The organism is Epilithonimonas sp. UC225_85 (assembly GCF_042695135.1).
Classification (GTDB): Bacteria; Bacteroidota; Bacteroidia; order Flavobacteriales; family Weeksellaceae; genus Epilithonimonas.
On record NZ_CP170547.1, the window covers coordinates 2,429,669 to 2,450,797 of the forward strand.

At 38.1% G+C, this 21,129-nt stretch carries 15 protein-coding genes; all 15 read right to left on the reverse strand.

What is annotated here, in order from left to right; genetic code table 11:
- Positions 1 to 44: 44 nt before the first annotated feature.
- The 15 genes from ACFJGY_RS11125 to ACFJGY_RS11195 all read right to left on the reverse strand — a co-directional run bounded on the left by ACFJGY_RS11125 (position 45) and on the right by ACFJGY_RS11195 (position 20,794).
- Positions 45 to 1,973, reverse strand: a complete 1,929-nt coding sequence (locus ACFJGY_RS11125) for an alpha/beta hydrolase-fold protein (protein WP_379963878.1) — start codon at positions 1,971 to 1,973, stop codon at positions 45 to 47.
- Between the two features lie 98 nt (positions 1,974 to 2,071).
- Positions 2,072 to 2,263 (reverse strand): hypothetical protein, encoded by a 192-nt coding sequence (locus ACFJGY_RS11130; RefSeq protein WP_379963880.1) that lies wholly within the window; start codon positions 2,261 to 2,263, stop codon positions 2,072 to 2,074.
- Positions 2,197 to 3,690 (reverse strand): glycoside hydrolase 43 family protein, encoded by a 1,494-nt coding sequence (locus ACFJGY_RS11135; protein ID WP_379963882.1) that lies wholly within the window; start codon positions 3,688 to 3,690, stop codon positions 2,197 to 2,199. Before ACFJGY_RS11135 ends, ACFJGY_RS11130 begins: the two co-directional genes overlap by 67 nt.
- 219 nt (positions 3,691 to 3,909) lie before the next feature.
- Positions 3,910 to 5,628: a glycoside hydrolase family 43 protein gene (locus ACFJGY_RS11140; RefSeq protein ID WP_379963884.1), complete on the reverse strand. Its 1,719-nt coding sequence runs from the start codon at positions 5,626 to 5,628 to the stop codon at positions 3,910 to 3,912.
- Positions 5,629 to 5,650: 22 nt separating this feature from the next.
- Positions 5,651 to 6,937: an MFS transporter gene (locus ACFJGY_RS11145; RefSeq protein ID WP_379963886.1), complete on the reverse strand. Its 1,287-nt coding sequence runs from the start codon at positions 6,935 to 6,937 to the stop codon at positions 5,651 to 5,653.
- The gene (locus ACFJGY_RS11150) at positions 6,938 to 7,573 is read right to left on the reverse strand and encodes a bifunctional 4-hydroxy-2-oxoglutarate aldolase/2-dehydro-3-deoxy-phosphogluconate aldolase (RefSeq protein ID WP_379963888.1); all 636 of its coding nucleotides are present in this window, start codon (positions 7,571 to 7,573) and stop codon (positions 6,938 to 6,940) included. It lies immediately after the preceding gene.
- On the reverse strand, positions 7,570 to 8,577 hold the full coding sequence (locus ACFJGY_RS11155; protein ID WP_379963890.1) for a sugar kinase: 1,008 nt from the start codon (positions 8,575 to 8,577) through the stop codon (positions 7,570 to 7,572). The genes ACFJGY_RS11150 and ACFJGY_RS11155 overlap by 4 nt, the downstream gene beginning before the upstream one ends.
- A 4-nt stretch (positions 8,578 to 8,581) precedes the next feature.
- On the reverse strand, positions 8,582 to 10,000 hold the full coding sequence (gene uxaC, locus ACFJGY_RS11160; RefSeq protein WP_379963892.1) for a glucuronate isomerase: 1,419 nt from the start codon (positions 9,998 to 10,000) through the stop codon (positions 8,582 to 8,584).
- Positions 10,001 to 10,112: 112 nt separating this feature from the next.
- Positions 10,113 to 10,928: an SDR family oxidoreductase gene (locus tag ACFJGY_RS11165; protein WP_379963894.1), complete on the reverse strand. Its 816-nt coding sequence runs from the start codon at positions 10,926 to 10,928 to the stop codon at positions 10,113 to 10,115.
- 34 nt (positions 10,929 to 10,962) lie between these two features.
- Positions 10,963 to 12,138 (reverse strand): mannonate dehydratase, encoded by a 1,176-nt coding sequence (gene uxuA / locus ACFJGY_RS11170; protein ID WP_379963896.1) that lies wholly within the window; start codon positions 12,136 to 12,138, stop codon positions 10,963 to 10,965.
- 80 nt (positions 12,139 to 12,218) lie between these two features.
- Positions 12,219 to 14,162 carry a RagB/SusD family nutrient uptake outer membrane protein gene (locus tag ACFJGY_RS11175; protein WP_379963898.1) on the reverse strand — a complete coding sequence of 648 codons (1,944 nt, stop codon included), beginning with the start codon at positions 14,160 to 14,162 and terminating at the stop codon, positions 12,219 to 12,221.
- A gap of 11 nt (positions 14,163 to 14,173) precedes the next feature.
- Positions 14,174 to 17,053: a SusC/RagA family TonB-linked outer membrane protein gene (locus ACFJGY_RS11180; RefSeq protein ID WP_379963900.1), complete on the reverse strand. Its 2,880-nt coding sequence runs from the start codon at positions 17,051 to 17,053 to the stop codon at positions 14,174 to 14,176.
- Positions 17,054 to 17,130: 77 nt separating this feature from the next.
- A complete protein-coding gene (gene xylA, locus ACFJGY_RS11185; RefSeq protein WP_379963901.1) occupies positions 17,131 to 18,459 on the reverse strand; it encodes a xylose isomerase in 1,329 nt (442 codons plus the stop codon).
- The gene (locus tag ACFJGY_RS11190; protein ID WP_379963903.1) at positions 18,401 to 20,050 is read right to left on the reverse strand and encodes a xylulokinase; all 1,650 of its coding nucleotides are present in this window, start codon (positions 20,048 to 20,050) and stop codon (positions 18,401 to 18,403) included. Before ACFJGY_RS11190 ends, xylA begins: the two co-directional genes overlap by 59 nt.
- Positions 20,051 to 20,068: 18 nt before the next feature.
- Positions 20,069 to 20,794, reverse strand: a complete 726-nt coding sequence (locus tag ACFJGY_RS11195; protein WP_379963905.1) for an NUDIX domain-containing protein — start codon at positions 20,792 to 20,794, stop codon at positions 20,069 to 20,071.
- Positions 20,795 to 21,129 lie beyond the last annotated feature (335 nt).

Below are 21,129 nucleotides of genomic sequence, written 5' to 3' on the forward strand. Positions count from 1 at the left end.
GATTTGAATTAAATTTTAACAGCTTAAAAACTGAAGAATAAATTTTAATTTTTAAAAAGCAATTGCGCAAATTGATACAGATTGTTTCTCCAAACCGGCCAGGTGTGACCGCCGGGATATTCGGAATAAGTATATTTTATACCTAATTCATCCAATTTTTTATTCATCATCTGACCATTTTTGTAAGCGATATCATCTTTTCCGCCCATCGCAATCCAGAAATTTTTGATATTTGAATTGAACTTTGCCTTGTTTTCAGAAAGAAATTTATATTCATCATCGGCTACATTCTGCAACATAGGAAGCATCCATCCTGAACTGAAAACGCCCAAAGAAGAAAACATTTCCGAGTTCTGAATTCCTGTGTACAACGTATAAATCCCACCCATTGAAAGTCCTGCCAAAGCTCTGTTAGAAGCATCTTTTTTAACTCTGAAACTCGATTCCATAAATGGAATCACGGATTCTTTCAGTTCTCTTTCAAACATCTGAAGGTTTCTGATAACAAAATTTCCAAATCCGGCAGGTCCGATATTCGCATCTGGCATCACCACAATCATCGGTTTTGCTTTTCCTTCTGCGATCAGATTATCAAGGATCAGATTGGTTTTTCCCTGAGTTGCCCATCCGCTTTCATCCTCGCCACCACCGTGAAGAATGTAGAGAACAGGATAACTTTCATTCACATTTTTATCGTATCCCGGAGGTGTGTAAACGAAAACTCTTCGCCAGGAATTCGTAATTTTTGAATACAAATTCTGAATACGAATATCGCCGTGCGGAACGTCTTTCAGGGCATAATAATCGTCTCCTGCAAAAGGAACTTCAATTCCGCTGGCATATCTTCCCATTCCGTAAAATGTTTTGCTGGATGGGTCTGCAACCGCTACATTATCAATCAATAAAGAATAATAATGAAAGCCTTCGCTCAGAGAATCTGTAGTAGCCGTCCAAGCGCCGTCTAACTCTTTTTTGAGGTCATATTTTTTCCCTAAATCTATCTGAACTTTCTGTGCATCCGGAGCTTTCACTCGGAAAAGTGCTTTTCCGTTAGGTAAAATCTGAGGAAACTGAGCGTTTCTTATATTAGATTCGGCGGGACTTCCAAAAACGGTAAATTCAGAAAATTTAGTTTTATCAACAGGTTTGAAGAGCAACTGCGAAAAAATATACAAATCATTTTTCCAGACCTTGAAATCGTGACCGCCCGGTTCTATGTAAAAGATGTGCGGAATTTTATTTTCTGTAAGATAATCGCTTGTTCTTTTACTGAAAGGCATCAGTCCGTCCTGATCACCGCAGGAAATCCATAGCAATTTTAATTCCTTAGCTTTGGCAGGATTCGGAAGTAATTGTTGAGGTTCTTTAGTATTCGGAGCAGATGAAAATCCTCCAACCCAAGCAAATTTGTCTATATTTCCCAATCCGAAATTCAGGGTTTGTCCGCCTCCCATCGAAAGTCCGGCAATTGCTCTGTTTTCCCGGTCTTTTTTAACAGGATATTTTTTTTCGATAAAAGGGATAAGGTCGTTCAGCAAATCTTTTTCAAAGGTTGCGAAAGCTTCCACTTTATCTTTTGCCATAATATTTCCCGTTGCTCTGTCGTCTTTCATCGCTCTGCCATTGGGCAAAACAACAATCATTGGTGTTAGTTTTCCCTGAGCATACAGATTGTCAAGAATAATCTGAGGCGTTCCGTTTTTGAACCATTCTTTTTCGTCTCCGCCAATGCCGTGAAGCAGGTACAAAACCGGATATTTATTCCCTTTTTTGAAGCCCGGCGGCGTGTAAACCAAAGCTTTCCTTTGGATTCCTACCGTTTTTGATTCGTATTTTATGGTGTCAATTTTTCCGTGGGAAATTTCTTTCTTTTCAACATCAAAACCTTGCGGAGCCTGTTTATCAAAAGTTTGCGCAGAAATAAACATCCCTGTCAAGACAAAACCTAAAGCAAATACAATTGAATTTTTCATAATTTTTTATTTGTATTTTTTACACTTATTAATTTAGATAAAAAAAATAACACGATAAGTAATTATTTTTTTCTTTTTTAAATATTAATCTAAAGTATTTATTTTATGGTTGAAGAATCTGTAATTCTGAAAAAATCTACATCTACAAAACCTCCTGTACTTTTCGTTGCATAATTGAAAATGGCAAATTTAGAACCCATAAAAAATCTTCTGTAATCGAAAATCATTTTATAATCTTTAGCCATTTCTGTCCAGTTCTTTTGGTCGGTGCTGTAAGAAAAATCCGCCAAGTCTTTTCCAAGGTTGAAGTCTGCTTCAATACGGAGGAAAATCTTATCAGATTTAATTTCAACACGTTTTTTTTTTCTTTCTTCACTCCGGTAATCGCTTTCGTTTTGTTATCAAGACTGACTTCATTGGTAGAAAAAGTGAGAAACTTCTGATTGCCTTCTTTTACCAAAGACAAAATCCCCGAATCTCCATTGAACGCGCTGAATCCTGTAACATCGCCATCTTTCATTCCTTTTAAATCCAGGGCAACTACCGCACTGGATTTCGGTCCTTCCATTCTTTGAGTTAAAGTATTCGGAGCGGCGTAAATATTGTCTACCACTCGGCTCGTTTTAAGTCTCATAAACCCTTTTCTATCGGATAAAGACCAGGCTTCATTCACAGGATTGTGATTCCATTGCCATTGGATTTTCAATTTTTTGTCTGAAAATTCATCACTTTCCACGATGTTATTTTTCGGTTTGAATGGAGGAAGCGGAACTTCGCCATTCAAAGGAACTTTTCCGTTTTCACCCAAAACAGGCCAATCATTTTCCCATTTTACAGGAATCAAGATCGGGACACGCCCTACTCCTCCTCTATCCTGAAAAATCAAAGAATACCAGTTACCATTTTTATCATCAATCAAAGCACCTTGTCCCGCGTAAGAAAATCCGAGGAAATTGTCTTCCAAAATGACTTTTTTCTCGTAAGGTCCGGTTACTTTATCGGCTCTGTAAACTTCCTGACGGCGTTTTCCACCTCTTGGCCAGGAAATCATCATCATATAATATTTCCCGTCTTTTTTAATGATTTGATTGCCTTCCAAAAGTCCGGTTTCTGAAGAATCTTTTTCAAAAATCACCGTTCCGTCAGGATTTCCGATGACTTCTTTAAAATCAGAACTTAATTCAAAAACTTTGTTGGAGGTGAAAACATAAACCCTGTCGTCATCATCAAAAAGCAGCGAAGCATCGTGAAAATGTCGGGTTCTGGTAATCAGTTTCCAGTTTCCTTTTTCGGGATTATCTGTCACATAAAAATAGGATTTGAAAGGTTCGTCATTCGGGGAAAACAAAACGTAATAGTTCCCTTTGTGATAACGGATGGAAGACGCCCACTGACCTCGACCGTAAACTGTTCCATTAAGCAAATCATATTTTGAATTGTCATTTAATGTATTGAAAACATAGCTCGCCATTTCCCAGTGAACCAGATCTTTGGAATGCATTACCGGAGCTCCCGGCATCAGATGCATTGTGGTACTTATGAGATAAAAATCATCACCGTTTCTCGTCACTGACAAATCCGGAGCATCTGCCCAAATGATAGGATTTGTAAATACTGTCGTCCGCTGTTTCTGAGCAGGATTTACCTGAGCTGAAAGGAGATTCAGCCCGATAAATCCGAAAAGAGAAACTATATGAAATGGTTTATTAATTTTCAAAACTTTAATATTTGATTGGTTGATTTAAATTTTTAATTCAATTTTAAAAGAAGCACTTCGACAAGCTCAGTGTAACATTGCTAATACTAATCGTTTTTGCTTTAAGCGTTTCAAACTCACCTGTCAAAACCTGCATTTGTATATTAAGTTTTGGCTAAAGCCAATTTGGTTATTCCTTTTTATTGAACGGGCTAAAGCCCGTCCCTATTGATAATTTATTTAATTTGGTACAATATCGTTAGACGATGTACTGTATAAACCAATTAAACTTCCTGTGAATCCGCCTGCAACATCTGTGGATAGAATGTCTCCAGAAACCGGACCACCAATATTTTTGTAGGTTTTTCCATCTAAAGAGTAATTAAAATTAAGCTCATCTTTTTCACCAACAACCTGTAATTTAATCGTTTTTGAAAGTGCGAATTTTTCGCTGGCAATCAGTTTGGATTCGCCTTTTTCGGTTCTTTCTAAAACAATGTAAAAGTCTTTATCTTTTTTCGTAATTCCGAATACATAGTTGAATCGTTCACTTTGGTAACAAGTGATTCCGGCTAATTCTTTTTCAGATTTTGGTTTAAAATCAAGTGTTACGGAAGTTTCAAAATCTTCGTGCTGTAGTCTGTGGAATAACGCCGAAACAGGAGCCAAAGCTTTGATATTCGTTTCCATAGGATTCACTTGTACACCATTTTTCGTAGCCGTGATGAAGTTTTCACGAGGTCCACGCATTGCAATCCATCGGTAATCAAGATTTTTATCGGTCAGTTTATCGTTATATGTGAAATTTCCATTCGGGAAAAATCCGTTTTGTCCGGTCTGATTTTTTACGCCTACAGGTAATTTCAATTTGGGTTTCATCGGAACTAAACCGTTTTCAAAAACAGGATAGGTTCCGCTCCAGTCTACAGGAAGAATGAACGTTTCTCTTCCGTGATTCACACGTCCTTTTTCATTTGGACGAATCGCCAAAAATACACCGTAATATTTTCCATCCGGCGTTTCCACCAAATCAGCGTGACCTGCCCAATCTACTTTATCTTTTCTGTCTTTTGGAAAATATCTCTGAGTTAAGATAGGATTGTTTTTTGCAGGAATGAAAGGCCCTTTCGGCGAGTCTGACATAAAAATAACTTCGCTGTGATTACCTCCGGTTCCGCCTTCTGCACACATCAGAAAATATTTTCCGTTTTTTTTATATAAGTGCGGACCTTCTATCCAGATTGGTTTTTGGGAAAGATCGACACCGCCATTTACAATAATTTTATCTGAACCTGCTACAACCTGATCTTTTTTCAAATCATAATCCCACATTTTGATGACACGGTGACCTTGATACTGTTCTGTTCCTTTTGGCGGTGCATCGTTATGAACAATGTATGCTTTACCGTCATCATCAAAGAAAATTGAAGGGTCGATGCCGTCAAAGTTCAGTTTCTGAACCTCGCTCCAGCCTTTTGCAGGGTCTTTTGTTTTCACGACCATATTTCCTACTCCGCCTGCAATCTGCGTGGTAATCATATAAAATGTGTCGTTGTACTTGTTGTATTTGATATCCGGCGCATAAATTCCCTGAGAAACGCCACCTTTTTCAACTTTAAGCTGTGAAGGTCTGTCGAGAACGTGACCAACTTGCTTCCAGTTGACCAAATCTTTAGACGTAAAAATCGGAACACCCGGAAACATTGAAAATGAAGAATTGACCAAATAATAATCGTCTCCTTTTCTGGTGATACTCGGATCCGGATAGCAGCCCTGAAGAATCGGAGAGTAAAATTCGTTTTCTTTTAAAGGATTGTTTGTGTATATTTTATCATTTCCACGATACAAAAAGTCTGAGAAAGTCTGTGCAGAAATGCTACTTACGGAAAGCAAAGCAGCCGCTGCAAGTATATTGGTTTTATTCCTAAAAAATGTCCAATTCATTATCTTCTGTTCCATATTTTTTCTTTTTATGTGATAGTTATTTAATTATTATTTCAGTTTTTTTTCTGTTAATCAACCAGATAATTCCCCAAGCGGCAACATAAGAAACGCCGGCAATAAAAAATATAATGTTGTATCCGCCGTTGATATTTCCAGCTTTTTTAAAAGAATCTAAAACAATTCCGATGAAAAGCGGGAAAATAATTCCTGCTGCCGAGCCGAGCATTCCGCCAAATCCAATAACAGAACTTACATAATTGTTAGGTAATTTGTCGCCAACAGTTGTCATCAGATTGGCTCCCCATCCTTGATGCGCTGCGGTTGCAAAGGCAATGATGATGGTAATCAGCCACATATTATCGACATATTTTGAGAACATTACCGGAACGACCATCAAAGCAAACAAGAGCATTGTAAAACTTCTGGCTCTTCCGATTGCCCAGCCTTTTTTAATTAAAAATGAGGAAAGATAACCACCGCCGATGCTTCCGATCGTGGTTCCGCTGTAAATGATAATCAGCGGAATGGAAGGTTTTGTCATATCCATTTTAAATACGTCTGAAAAATACGCAGGCAGCCAGAACATAAAGAAATACCAAATCGGGTCGGTCAGAATTTTTCCGATGGCAAAAGACCAGGTGACTTTGTATTTTAATATTTCGGATAACGGAACTTTGGACTGTTCCTGCGTTTTTCCATCTTGGTCACTTTTGATATATTGTAATTCTTCCTGACTTAATTTTTTAGTCTTTTCAGGAATGGTATAAAATCTCCACCAAAGGACAATCCATAATAAACCGAGTGCACCAATCCAAACGAAGGTTTCTCTCCAGCCATATTGCGCTAAAATAATAGGTACAAGGAGTGGCGCCAAAATAGCTCCAACCGTTGCACCAGAATTAAAAATTCCCGTTGCCAAAGCTCTTTCTTTTTTCGGAAACCATTCTGCGACTGATTTTATCGCTGCGGGAAAATTTCCTGCTTCGCTGATTCCAAGTGTGCTTCTTGCGATCAAAAATCCAACGGTGCTTTTCACAAAACCGTGTCCAATAGAAGCAAGACTCCAGACAATCAAAGAAACGGCATAACCGATTTTGGTTCCTACCCTGTCGATAAATCTTCCCATAGCCAGATAACCAACGGCGTAAGTCGTCGTAAATGCCATCACAATGTAGCTGTAATCTTTCTCGTCCCAGTCGAACTCTTTTTCAAGAACAGGTTTTAGCAAACCCATTACCTGACGGTCGAGATAATTGATCGTAGTAGCGAGAAAGACCAAAGACAGCATAAACCATCTGATATTGTGATTTTTAGGGGCCTGCATTTAATTTTGATTAAGTTGTTGTAATAAATTCTGAACTTTCTCAGTCAGTTGTTCTGTCGTAAAATCTGTTTTGATGAGCGAACTGCCCAATCCGACAGCAATTGCGCCACCTTTAAGCCATTCTGTAATATCTTCAATATCAACATTGATTCCTCCAGTCGGCATAAAATGCATTCCAGGAAAAACAGGTTGAATAGATTTAATATAATTTTTACCTAAAGCATCTGCCGGGAAAATCTTTACCAATAGAAGTCCGTTCTGATAAGCCAAATTGACATCAGAAGGCGTAAAACAACCCGGAATCAAATTGATATTTTTTGAAACTGAATATTTTACAAGTTCCTCGTTGATAACTGGTGTGATGATGAAATCTGCTTTTGCATTGGTATAATCATCCAATTCTTTTATATTTTTCACGGTTCCGATTCCTAACAAAAGTTCCGGAAATTCGGTGGCGGAGATTTCTTTCAGTTTGATGAAATTTTCCAGTGCCTGCGTTCCACGGTTGGTGTATTCTATCACACGGATTCCTCCTTCGTACAAAGCTTTTACGGTATTTTTTGAAACCTCAAACGATTCATTGTAAAACAACGGAACGATTTTCTGGTCTTTTATTTTTTGTAGTATTACACTCATAATTTTTCAATATTAATGCTATCATTAATGGTATCACCTTTTACAAAAAGCTTTTTGAAAGCGACTTTTGTAGCATTTTCTAAAATCTGCTGTGATGAATTTCCTTTTAAAGTTCCGTGAATCAAAGCTGCCATAAAGGAATCTCCGCTTCCCACTCTTTCCTCAATTTTTGTTGAATGATAATGTTCCGAAACCAAAAGCTTTTCATCTGCGAATAAAGTCGCAAAATAGTTGACTTCTTCGCCGCTTGTGAAACGGAAAGTATTGGCAACCAATTCTACATTAGGATATTGTTTCTGAATTTCTAATGCTGATTTTTCAGCCTGTTTCAAAAGGTTTTTATCGTCGAAATTCCCGTTGAGTTCATATTCAATTGGAATTTCTAAAAATTGTTGAATTGACCAGATATTTCCCATCAAAACATTCACAAAAGGCATCAGATTTTTTATTTTTTCTGAAGGATTTCTACCCTGCCAAAGTGCAGCACGGTAATTCAAATCGAGGGAAACGGTGATGTTTCTTGACGCTGCTTCTTTCATTAAATCCAGACATTTCTGATAAGCATTTTCACTCAAAGCCGGCGTAATCGTGCTGATGTGAAGCCATTTTACTTCTGAAAAAATTTTATCAAAACTAAAAGTGTTAAAATCCGATTCCGTGAAAACCGATAGAAAACGGTCGTAAACCACCGATGCGTTTTGCATATCGCCATCTGAAGAAAGGTAAAAAGTTCCGATTCTGCCGGGATTTTTCTCTGCAAAGATTTCGATTCCTTTATTTTTGAGTTGAGATTCCAATTGATTTCCTATAAAATTTTCAGGCAAAGCTGAAAGGAATTTTACAGGATTGTTCCATTGTGCAAGCGCATAAGCCACGTTGTATTCTGCACCGCCCACAAAAATTTTCAGAGACTGGTCATTGAGCCAGTTTCCTTCGGAATCCGGAGCAAAATGCAAAAGCAATTCCCCGAAACACAATATTTTATTGGAAAATGAATTTTGCACTGTATTAAATTTCAAAATAGTTTTTCGTGTTGTGATAGCAGATATCCTTAATGATTTTGCCAACCCATTCTTCATCATTGGGAAGCAATCCTCTTTCCATCTCACTTCCAAACATATTGCACAAAAGTCTTCTGAAATAATCGTGTCTCGAGAATGACAACAGACTTCGGGAATCGGTCAGCATTCCGACGAATGTGCTGATGAGACCGATGTTGGAAAACGTGTTCATCTGTTTTTTCATTCCGTCTAATTGGTCGAGAAACCACCAGGCTGCACCAAACTGTACTTTGGACTTAATTCCGCCTTCATTGAAATTCCCGGCAAGTGTTGCTAAAACCTCATTAAAAGTGGGATTAAGATTATAAATAATGGTTTTGGTGAGTTGTCCGGCAGAATTTAGTTCGTTCAGCAAAACACTCAATCTTTGTGCGAAATATTGTTCGCCAATGGCATCGTAACCTGCGTTAATTCCGATTTTCTTAAGCATTTCAGAATTATTATTTCTGGTTGCTCCAACGTGAAATTGCTGAACCCAGCCTTTTTCAGCGTACATTTTGCAAAGCTCTTTTATTAAGTAACCGCACAACGCTTCCGGATTGGAGAATGTTGGATTATTTCCCTTTAAAAATTCAGAAAATTCGGTTTCCAATTCCAGATTCCATTTTGTGGTATCGGGAAAATATTCAAAACCGTGATCTGCCACTTTAGCTCCGATTTCTGAGAAATAATTGATTCTGGATTGAAGCGCATTTAACAAATCAGAAACAGACTGAATTGAAATTCCGCAAACATTCTCAAGCTTTTTGATGTTTGAAAGATATTGTTTCGGATTGATGATATTGATGTAAGAATCCGGACGGAAAGCCGGTAAAACCTGAGTTTTAAAATTACTGTTCTTTAGTGCTTTATGATAAGCCAAATCATCAGAAGGGTCGTCTGTGGTACACAAGGCTTCCACTTTGAAATTTTGGATGATGGATTGTGGTAAAAAATCTTTGGTCTGCAAACTCTCATTCATCTGATGATAAACAGAATCTGCATTTTTCGGGGAAAGATATTCTTTGATTCCGAAAGGATTTTTGAGTTCCAGATGAGTCCAGTGAAATAATGGATTGCGAAGCGTAAAGGAAACAACTTCTGACCATTTTTTGAATTTTTCCAAGTCCGAAGCTTTACCGGAAATGAATTTTTCCTCAATTCCGAAATTTCTCATTGCCCGCCATTTGTAATGGTCGCCATCCAACCAAATTGATGTTGGAGAACGGAAATTCTGATTATTTGAAATTACATCGGGCTCAAGATGATTATGATAATCAATAATCGGCATCTCTTTCGCATAGCCAAAATAGAGATTTTCTGCCTTTGCCGACTCCAGCAAAAATGATTCTCCGAAAACTTCTTTATTGCTGATGGAATGATTCATTTTTAATTTTAAAATTGATTTTGATTTTTGTGAAAAATCTTTAAAAACAAGACCTTAACTGAGTGAGAATTATTAAGGCCTTGCTACTATAAGAAGAAAATAATACTAATTTTTAAACACCACTGAATGCACTGAAACCTCCATCAATAGGAAGTAAAGCACCGGTGATGAAACTTGCGGCATCTGAACAGAGAAACTGTACTGCACCATTCAGCTCTTCTACTTCTCCGAATCTCTGCATTGGTGTTTTGGCAATGACTTTTTTGCTTCGGTCGGTTAAGGAACCATCAGGATTCAGAAGAATTGCACGATTCTGGTCGCCGATGAAAAATCCCGGAGCAACTGCATTGACACGGATTTTATCTCCAAATTTCAAAGCCACGTCCGAAGCCAGCCACTGGGTAAAATTGGTAATTGCAGATTTCGCTGCGGAATATCCCGCTACTCTTGTGATTGCAGAATAAGCTGCCATCGACGAAATATTGACGATACTTCCACTACCTTGTTCTGCCATTACTTTTCCAAAGACATAGCTTGGATAGACGGTTCCGTTGATATTTAAATCGGTCACTTCGTTCCAGGCTTCCATTTTCATATCGAAAAAAGACTGGTCGGGAGATAGTGTTGCAGAAGGAATATTTCCTCCGGCGATGTTGAGCAGAATATCAATTTTATCGTATTTTTCGAGGATTTTCTTTGATGCGGCTTCAAGACTTTCTATATTCATTACATTGGCTTCCACCGCGAATGCATCGCCTTCCGATTCTGTTAACTCTTTAACGCGAGCATCGAGAGTTTCCTGATTTCTTCCAAGAGCAACAACTTTAGCTCCGGCTTCAATGAAACTTTTCGCCAGACTTCCGCCCAAAACACCTGAAGCTCCAGTAATGACTGCTACTTTATCTTTTATGCTGAATATTTCGTTCATTTTTTACTTTTTAAAATTATTGCAAACTTCAGATTTAATTTTTTTGCAATTCTGATTGTACCGCTGCCATAACGCCTTCGATTTGACCTAAAGCCAACATTCTTCCCAGGAATGAATATCCGGGATTGTAGCCTTTATCAATATCATCTGTCAATAATCTTCCGTGGTCGATTCGCATTGGCAGATTAGGATTTTCTTTTTCAAATACGCGGATAACATCAATCAGTTTTCCTCTTCCTCCCAAGTGATGCGCTTCGATGAAATCGCCATTTTCAAAAACATTGGTGCTTCTGAGATGGACAAATTTGGTGCGGTGCGCAAATTTCTGAGCCAGCTTAGGAACATCATTCTGAAGATTGGCACTTAAAGAACCTGCACAGAATGTCAGTCCGTTGTGTGGGTTGTCAACCTCATTCAGGAACCAGTCGATGTCTTCTTCGTTGGTCACGATTCTTGGTAAACCTAATAGTGAAAACGGTGGATCGTCGGGATGTACACACATTTGGATGTTCCACTTTTCGCAGACAGGCATTATTTTTTCCAGAAAATATTTCATATTCAAACGAAGTTGATCTTTATCAATCCCGTCATACAATGCCAATAAATTTTTGAATAGTTGTACAGGATTTTTGTCTCCTTCCTTGATATTTCCATTGACGAAACCTTGTGTTTTTACAATGACAGAATCAATCAGATCATTATTATCTTCTTCTGTCAGGGTATTCTTTAACACTTCTACCTTTTGAAGAATGTCTGAATTATAGTCGCTTTCTGCACCTTCTCTTTGCAGAATATGAATTTCAAAATAAGCAAATTTGGCTTTATCAAAGTATAACGACGACGAACCGTCTTCCCACTGATGAAACAAATCTGTACGAGCCCAGTCCAGCACCGGCATAAAATTGTAACAAACTGTTGTTACGCCAGCTTTGCCCAGATTTTCCAGACTCAGAATGTAATTTTCTATTAATTGATCTCTGTTTTCCCCTCCATATTTTATGGCTTCACTCACTGCTAAGCTTTCTACCACAGACCAGCGAAGACCGAAACTTTCTATATAATTTTTATAATCATTAATTGCGTCCAACGACCAAACTTCTCCATTAGGAATATCGTGCAGCGCAGAAACAATACCTTCCACTCCGATTTGGCGGAGCATATCTAATTTGATTTTATCTTTCTTCCCAAACCAACGCCATGTTTTTTCCATACTTATTATTATTTAATTAAACAAAGCAGGTGTAAAGTTTACACCTACTTTGTTCTTAATTGATATGAACTTAAAAATTATTAATTGTAACCAGGGTTCTGATATTTAGCTTTTTCTTCAGCACTCATACTCATTGCATCTAATTGTGATGTTGGAATAGGTCTCAGGTAATGGAATTTCTGAATATTACGTGTCACTGTTTGAGGAGTATGATCTCCGTAAGCAGTACCTCCAATTTGGTAAGTAGCACCATATTCCTGCCATTTCTGTGTTCTTACAAGATCATACCATCTGTAAAACTCTCCATAATATTCTCTTGATCTTTCTGCAAGAATATAATCAATTGTAATAGTAGAAGGTGTAGCGGCAATCATAGAGGCACTATTATCTGCTATGTAAGTAACATTCTGTGCGTTATTAAATTTCCATTTTCCTGCACGAGCACGAATTACGTTGATTAAATCTCTCGCTGATTTTGCTCCGGAAGCACCTTTTACTGCCGCCTCAGCTGCGATAAAGTAAAATTCCGAAAACTTCGCAACATTAAATGGACGTGTCAATGCCGCATTTGGATATCCTAATCCATTAGGATCCAATGTAGTGTATGTTCCGATTTTCCACAATCCAGGATAGACTATTCTGCTGATACCATTTGGCGCTACAACCCAATCTGCTCTGCCTGTTAATGTTCCTGCTCCAACTCCACTTTGTCCTGCTCCAGAAGGATAGGAAACTGATTGAGAATCATCATTCAAGAATGAAAGAATAGCTCCTCCAGGTTGTACAGGCAAGTTATTTGCATTATAAAGCGTAACATTTCCCATTCCTGCTTTCTCCCAATTGCCTCTATATGTGGTTACAAATGTACCATCATAACGTGAATCATTGGTTTTGTCTGCAAAGGTATTTTTGAAAACTCCAATTGGAGGACACATACGTACCCAAGGACGACCGAGAGACTGAGCAGCAGCACGCTGAACCGGACTTACAGCAGTCCAGGTTGTTGCAGATGAACTACTTTTAATATTTGGGTAATTCCAGGTCTGCATCCACGCTGCAAAGTTATCTGGTGCCCATCCTGAGCCAAATCCTGTCGGATCACCTTCATTATAATACGTGCTTGATGCCGTGTGATCTGCATACAGCATACATTCGTTATTCCTGTCATTCGATCCCACGTTTATGTCATAATAAGTTGGCTGTAAAGCGTATGGTCCAGGGCTATTGATTCCTTCTAATGCAACATCATATGCTTTTTGAAAATACCATTGAGCATCGTGTCCACTTGGATCCGTTCTAGTTGCTTCGGGATATGTCGGAATATTATTTGGATTTTGCAGCCACCATCCATAGGTTAAGTAAGCTTTTGCTAAAAATAAACGTGCAACATTTTTAGTAACACCTCCGGTAACACGAGGCGAAGCAGGCAGATTGTCAATAGCTTTCAAAAGATCAGGAAAGATAGCTTTGGTATAGACTTCAGAAACAGTATTTCTTTTTGAAGTTGTAACAGCTGAAACATTAAAAGCTAAGTCACCAGAACCTAAGTCCAAAGGAACACCACCATAAGTCTGTACCAACATAAAATAATCGAAGGCTCTGAAGAATCTTGCTTCTGAAATCAGGGATTCTGCAATACCAAAAGCAGGGCCTTTTTCGATGATTCCATTAGCAGTATTAATATACGGAAAAACAGATCCCCATATCATACTAGTAGGAAAGGTTCCTGGATTTATATTTCCGTTACCAGACATATCCAACTCTTTAAAATTGCCATCAGCACTTTGTCCCCAGGTAGATTCGTCTGTACCATTCTGACAATTACTCATAAAATATCCGTTTCCATAAAGAAGACGTAGGTGTCGATATAGAGCAGTCACACCTTGATTGACTCCTGATTCTGTATTAAAGTATTCTACTGTATAAATTGCACGTGGCTCTTCTTCCAGGATGTCTGAACAACTTGAGAAGCATAGTGATAAGGTAACTGCTCCCAAGAATATTTTTTTGTTAAATTTTATCATGATATTATATTTTAAAAAGATAAATTAAGTCCCATTAAATAATTGCGTGTAGCAGGATTATTGGTTCCGATGATCAATTGACGGGTTTGGTAGTTGCCACTGGTAACCGCCTGATTTTCGTTTCCGTAAGAATTCGGTTCCGGATCCATGCCAGACTCTTTGTGATATGGGGAGAAAAGTACAAATGGATTAGTAACTGTAAAATAAATCCTCAAACTGTTCAACTTCAAATCTTTCAAGAAATCTTTATTCACATTATATCCTAATGTAATAGTTCTTATTTTCAAATAAGATGCATCAAATAGAGCTAAAGTAGATGCATACTTTGGATTGTCTCCACTCTGGATGCCCCCTGGTTTTGGATATCTAACATTAGGATTTTCAGTAGTCCAGTAATCTACATCTACGTTATTACCACGACCAGTTAATCTGTTTAGATAGCCAGAAGCACCATAGATGGAACTGATTAAAACACCTCCGTGTTGGAACGCTCCTACAGCACTCAATTCAAAGTTTTTGTAAGCAAAACGTGTATTGAAGCCTCCTTGCCAATCCGGCGCAGTATCTATGATCTGTCTGTCTGCAAGACCAATTGCTCTGGTTGGAGTTCCATCTGCATTGTATCCGCCGGTATAAAGAACCTTGATCATACCCACATTTCCTCCCGGTTCCAAAATATTAAGATAAGGATCTCCCTGTTGCCATAGTCCTATATTTTGATAGTCATATATTACGTTAATATTATGGCCTACGAACCATCCATTAGCTTCGTCTCTTAGGGTTCCATCTGCTAATGATACAATTTTGTTCCTGTTAGCATACCAGTTTATACCAGCATCCCAGCTAAAGCCGTCCGGATTATCAAAAATACTTCCATTAAGTGAAACTTCCCAACCTTTGTTTTCTGTATTTGCAAAGTTTCCGGTTTGTGTCCCTAAACCAGCAGTTGGAGGCAGAACTTTACCTGTCAGGATTTTTTCGGTCTGTGTATTATAGTATTCAACTGTTCCGGTAATTCTACTATTAAACAATCCGAAGTCTACCCCAAAATTGTTGGTTTTTGAATATTCCCACCCAAGACCATCGTTGGTTGCCTGGCTAATGTAAACTCCGGTACCATTTGTACTTCCGAAGTTATATGGCACTACAGTTAACCTCCCCATAGTAGAATATTCTGCCACAGCCTGGTTAGATGTCTGTCCCCAACCGTATCTAAATTTCAGTAGATTAATAGCTTTAATATTCTGCATAAATGATTCGTTGGTCACATTCCAACCTACAGATATTGCGGGATAGTTATGCCATTTATTTCCCTCCGCCAATCTTGATGAACCGTCACTACGAAGTGTCGCAGTAATCATATATTTGTTATCAAAAGTGTACATTGCTCTTCCCATATATGACATCAAGCCCCATTGCAAATAAATCTGATCCTCTGGTCTTACAGAAATATCAGCTTGCGGCGATTGTCCTAAATTATAATATTGGAAAAAATCCGCGGGAACATTTTTTGCACTCATATATGAAGATATATATCTGTTTTGTTCTGCAGAGTATAATGCTACTGCATTAATTTTGTGCTTTCCAAAAGTCTTATCATACGTCAGCAAATTTTCCAAAACCCAGTGATAGGTTTGATTGTTTCCTTTCCCAGCTCCGGATGGAGCAGCCGCGTTGGTATTGAAAACACCAACTCCGGTATAATTTCCACTATTCGATGTACGGTAATCCAAACCTACGTTAAGTCTGTACTTTAATCCGTCGATTGGAAGATTGACTTCACCATATATATTATTGTATGACGCAAAAGCTTTGCTTTCATCCACATATTTACCAAGTCCTTCTACATCATTTACACTTTTTCTTGTATAAATCCAGGCCTGATCCAAATTGGAGGCAGTACTCATTGTTCTTTTGGGAGTACCATCTGCATTATAAGGACTTGCTAAAGGAGAATAACCTAAAGTGGGAGCGGCACTCACACCATTACCTTCAGATACTGTAAAGTTTGTATTGGTCGTGAAACCGAATTTAAAATACTTACCAACTTGCTGATCCAAACCAATACGAAGAGCAAGTCTTTCATAGTTTTGAATAGGAATCAACGCATCTTGTTTGTAATATGATAAGCCAACATTATAATTACCACCATTAGTGCCACCAGAAACTCCGATATCATGGCTTGTCAGCATTGCTGGTTTGTAATACAAATCCTGCCAATCTGTATTATTGTCATTTTTTTCATCGGTTCCCAGGGTAAACAGATTTCCGGCATCCGCACGAAGCTTCGCAAATTTGGGCCCGTCCATCATAGGAAATTTCGAAAATAATGTCTGAACTCCTGTGAAAGAATTATAAACAAATCTGGGTTGTTGACCTTTAGTTCCCCGATTGGTAGTTACCAAGATAACACCATTTGCACCTCTGGAACCATAAATGGCCGTTGCAGACGCATCTTTTAGTATATCCAAGCTTTTAATATCACTAGAGCTTATATCGCCTAAAGATCCGGTAAACGGAATCCCGTCTAAAACTATCAATGGATTATTATCACCGGTTAAAGATCTTGTTCCCCGGATCCTAATTTGCATAGTAGCACCAGGCTTGGAAGAGGTCTGGGTAATATCAACACCCGCTGTTCTGCCTTGTAATGCTTGTGAGATATTTGCAGATGGAACTTCGCGTAATACGTCACCTTTTACGGTAGCCACTGATCCGGTTACAGATTCTTTTCTCTGAGTTCCATATCCAATTACAACAACTTCATCAATCTGCTTCTCTTTTGCAACGGTATCTTTTTTACTCTGCCCGTAAGCCAGACCTGAAGGTAACAGAGCCATAGCAAAAAATAGTGCTGCTCTGTTGGTTTTACTTAAATGAAATAGATTCATAATTTATTAATTTTAAAGTTAGTGTTATAAAAAAGCTAATCTCATTTTTAAAAAAAATCAGCTTCTTTAATATTTTTTTAGATGTACATATTCACAAGAGCTTCAAATAATTCCTGCTTGCCGCTTTTTGGCTGAGGCTCTCCTGTAGTATGTGCTATCTTTTGTAAATCCTCTAACGTAAGTTTACCTTCTTCAAAAGCTTTCCCATTCCCGTTGTCAAAAGATGAATATCTCTCTTTTCTCAGTTTGTTATAATCCGAATTCTCCAAAATATCGGCTGCAACCAATAATCCTTTTGCAAATGCATCCATTCCGGAAACGTGTGCAATGAAAAGATCATCCGCATCTACAGAATTCCTTCTGATCTTTGCATCGAAGTTTACACCGCCGGATCCTAAACCGCCTCCCGGAAGAATCACCAACCAGGCTTGTGCTAATTCCAGATAATCCACAGGAAACTGATCCGTATCCCATCCGTTTTGATAATCTCCCCTATTTGCATCGATGCTTCCTAACATACCAGCATCAACAGCAGCCTGAAGTTCGTGCTCAAATGTATGACCTGCCAATGTTGCGTGGTTCACTTCCAGATTTAGTTTGAAATCTTTATCAAGACCGTGATTCTTCAAAAATCCGATTACTGTTTCCGAATCATAATCATATTGGTGTTTTGTAGGTTCCATTGGTTTTGGTTCAATCAGAAAAGTCCCTTTGAAACCCTGGCTTCTTGCATAGTCGCGAGACATTGTAAGGAATCTTGCCAGGTGTTCTTTTTCACGTTTCATATCGGTATTCAGAAGGCTCATATAACCTTCTCTTCCTCCCCAGAAAACATAATTTTCTCCTCCTAATGCAATAGTAGCATCAATCGCATTTTTCACCTGCGTTCCTGCACAAGCCACAACATCAAAGTTTGGATTGGTAGATGCACCGTTCATATACCTCTCGTGTGTGAAAACATTGGCCGTTCCCCAAAGAAGTTTGATGCCTGTTTCCTGTTGTTTTTCTTTAGCATAGTCTACAACTGCCTGAAGATTTTTTTCATAGTCTCTCCAGTTATCAGCAGGATCTACAAGATCGGTATCGTGGAAACAATAGTAGCCAAATCCCATTTTATGCATAAATTCAAATCCTGCATCCATTTTATATTTGGCTCTGGAAACGGCATCTGTCCCTTTGCTCCAAGGATGGTGAATGGTTGGTCCTCCAAATGGATCGCTACCGTCTGCACACAAGGTATGCCACCATGCCATTGCAAAACGCATCCACTCTTTCATTGGTTTTCCCATCACAATTCTGTCCGCTTCATAGTATCGGAACGCCAAAGGATTTCTACTTTCTTTACCTTCAAATTTGATCTGTTCGATACCCGGAAAAAACTCTTTTGTTTGTGTCAAAATGCTCATATTTATTTAATTTATTTTTTAATTGTTGTTTTGATTTTTGATGTAGAATTCCTGTCTTACTGATTTTTAAACCAGTAAGTTTGTGGTGAATTCCGTTATGATTTTGATTATAAAATTTCTCTAAGATGGTCCTGCCATCTGTCGTATGCTTCCAGATATTGTTCTCTCTTTCCTGCTCAGGTTCTATCACAGCTATTTTTTCAAGTGAAGAAAAAGCTTCTTTGGAATCTTCGTAAAATCCGATCCCCATACCGGCCGCTCTTGCTGCGCCCACTGCACCGTCTGTATCATAAAGCTCAATTACGGCGTTGCTCACACTGGCAAGTGACTGGCGGAAAATTGAACTTAAAAACATATTGGCATTGCCTGCACGGATAACATTGATATCCATTCCCATATCTCTCATAATATTCATCCCATATTCATAAGAAAAAACAATGGCTTCCTGTGCTGCGCGGAGGACATCACCTTTTGAATGAATATTAAAATTAATCCCGTGAATGGAACATCTTGTATCTCTATTTTCCAGAACTCTCTCTGCCCCGTTTCCGAATGGAATAATGCTTAAACCTTTTGAACCAATTGGAGAAAGCGATGCCAATTCATTCATATCGCCATAAGAAGATAATGATGTTGCAAAATTGTGCTTCAGCCAGGAATTAAGGATCCCTGTTCCATTGATGCAAAGTAAAACCCCCAACCTCATCTCCTCCTCCGAATGATTGACGTGAGCAAAAGTGTTGACTCTGGACAATTTATCATAATCGATCTTATCCAGAACACCGTAAACTACACCGGATGTACCGGCAGTGGAGGCAATCTCGCCGGGATTGAACACATTAAGTGAAAGAGCATTGTTTGGCTGATCTCCTGCTCTGTAGGAAATTGGTGTTCCTACTTTCAAACCTAACTCCTCAGCTGCAGCTGAAGATACAGTGGATTGGATGCCAAAAGTCGGGACGATCTCCGGAAAGAAACTTTTTGGAATCCCATAATAATTAATAACATCCTCGGAAATACAGTTATGTTTAAAATCCCAGAAAATGCCTTCGGAAAGTCCTTCTACTGTTATTCCTATTTCCCCGGAAAGCTTCATTGCGATATAATCTCCCGGCAGCATGATTTTATCAATTTTGCTGAAAATGTCGGGTTCATTTTCTTTGACCCAAGCTAATTTTGAAGCTGTAAAATTACCCGGTGAATTCAATAGCTGCGAAAGGCATTTTTCTTCTCCAATTTCTTTGAACGCTTTTTCACCATAAGGAACAGCACGGCTGTCACACCATATAATAGAAGGACGAAGAACATTCTGGTCCTTGTCTACCAAAATCAACCCATGCATTTGCCAGGTAATTCCTATACCTTTAATATCTTCTGCATCGATACCAGCGTGAGACATTACAGACTGATGTGCCAGTTTCAGATTTGTCCACCAGTCGGCTGGATTCTGCTCTGCCCAACCTGGATTGATGGCCGTAATTTTCATCTCTTTTTTCGGAGAAAAATCAGAAGCTACAACCTTTCCGCTGGAAGCCTCTATGAGACAAACTTTTACAGATGAACTGCCGATATCGTATCCTAATAAATACATATTTTTGAGAAGCTTTTTTTATTTGATTAATTTATTTTGTGTCTTTTTATAGATCTTGGGATCAAACTTGTAGAATCTGGCTGCACGGTGCGAAACATTACTTTCGATCTCATCCAGCGGGATTATATAACTGAATGATGATATTTTCTTATGAAAATTTTTGATATCAATTTTCTTTTCACTGAGAGCGTTGTACAACTGATACAATTGTCTGATCGTAAACTTTTTTGGCAAAAGCACAAAGATGATAGAGAAATCCGAATCAATCCACTTTTTGATTTCCATTAGAGACTCTGCAATAATCTTGTTATGATCAAAAGGTAATTTCGGAACTTTGTCTATCGGATGCCAGTCGACAGTGTCATACTTTGTACTGTTTATCTTGTGATCTATCCGGCATAATGAAAGATAAGCAACAGTGATGATTCTGTCTATATTATGCTTATACTCCTTCCCCATCCACTTTATATCATTTTGGTTACTTGCCCGGTTTGGATCTGCAAAACATTTAAACTGTTTCAATACCATCTTTTTAATCCCTGTCAGTTCAAACAAAACCCTGTTTGCCGCATCATCTACATCTTCCTCGCTGAAAATCAAACTTCCTGGCAATTTTTTTTGCTGCTCAAGCGGAATATCATCGACGTGGCGTTGTACTAAAAGAATATTAAGTTTATTCTCATGGTCAAAGCCAAAGACAACACAATCAACAGATAAATAAGTATGAATGAAATTTGGATTCATTTTGTGTGTTAACATTTACGTAACATCACAAATATAAAAATACAATCGATAAAAAAAAATAAATTTTAAATTACTTACTATATATCAATAATTTACATATCTATTTATTATGATAAGATTGATATTGCATATATGATAAGCTTATCATATAACTTATGATATATAAGGATAAATAACCCTTTAAACATAGAAAGAAAGCATATAATGGTATTATAATTTTATAACATTATTTAATATAATTTATGATAAGAAAAACCTAAAAATTGTTGCAAATTTTTTTAAAAAATGATGTAAAAATTGGCAATTTCGTTTAAAAAATGTGTTTTTAACACTTA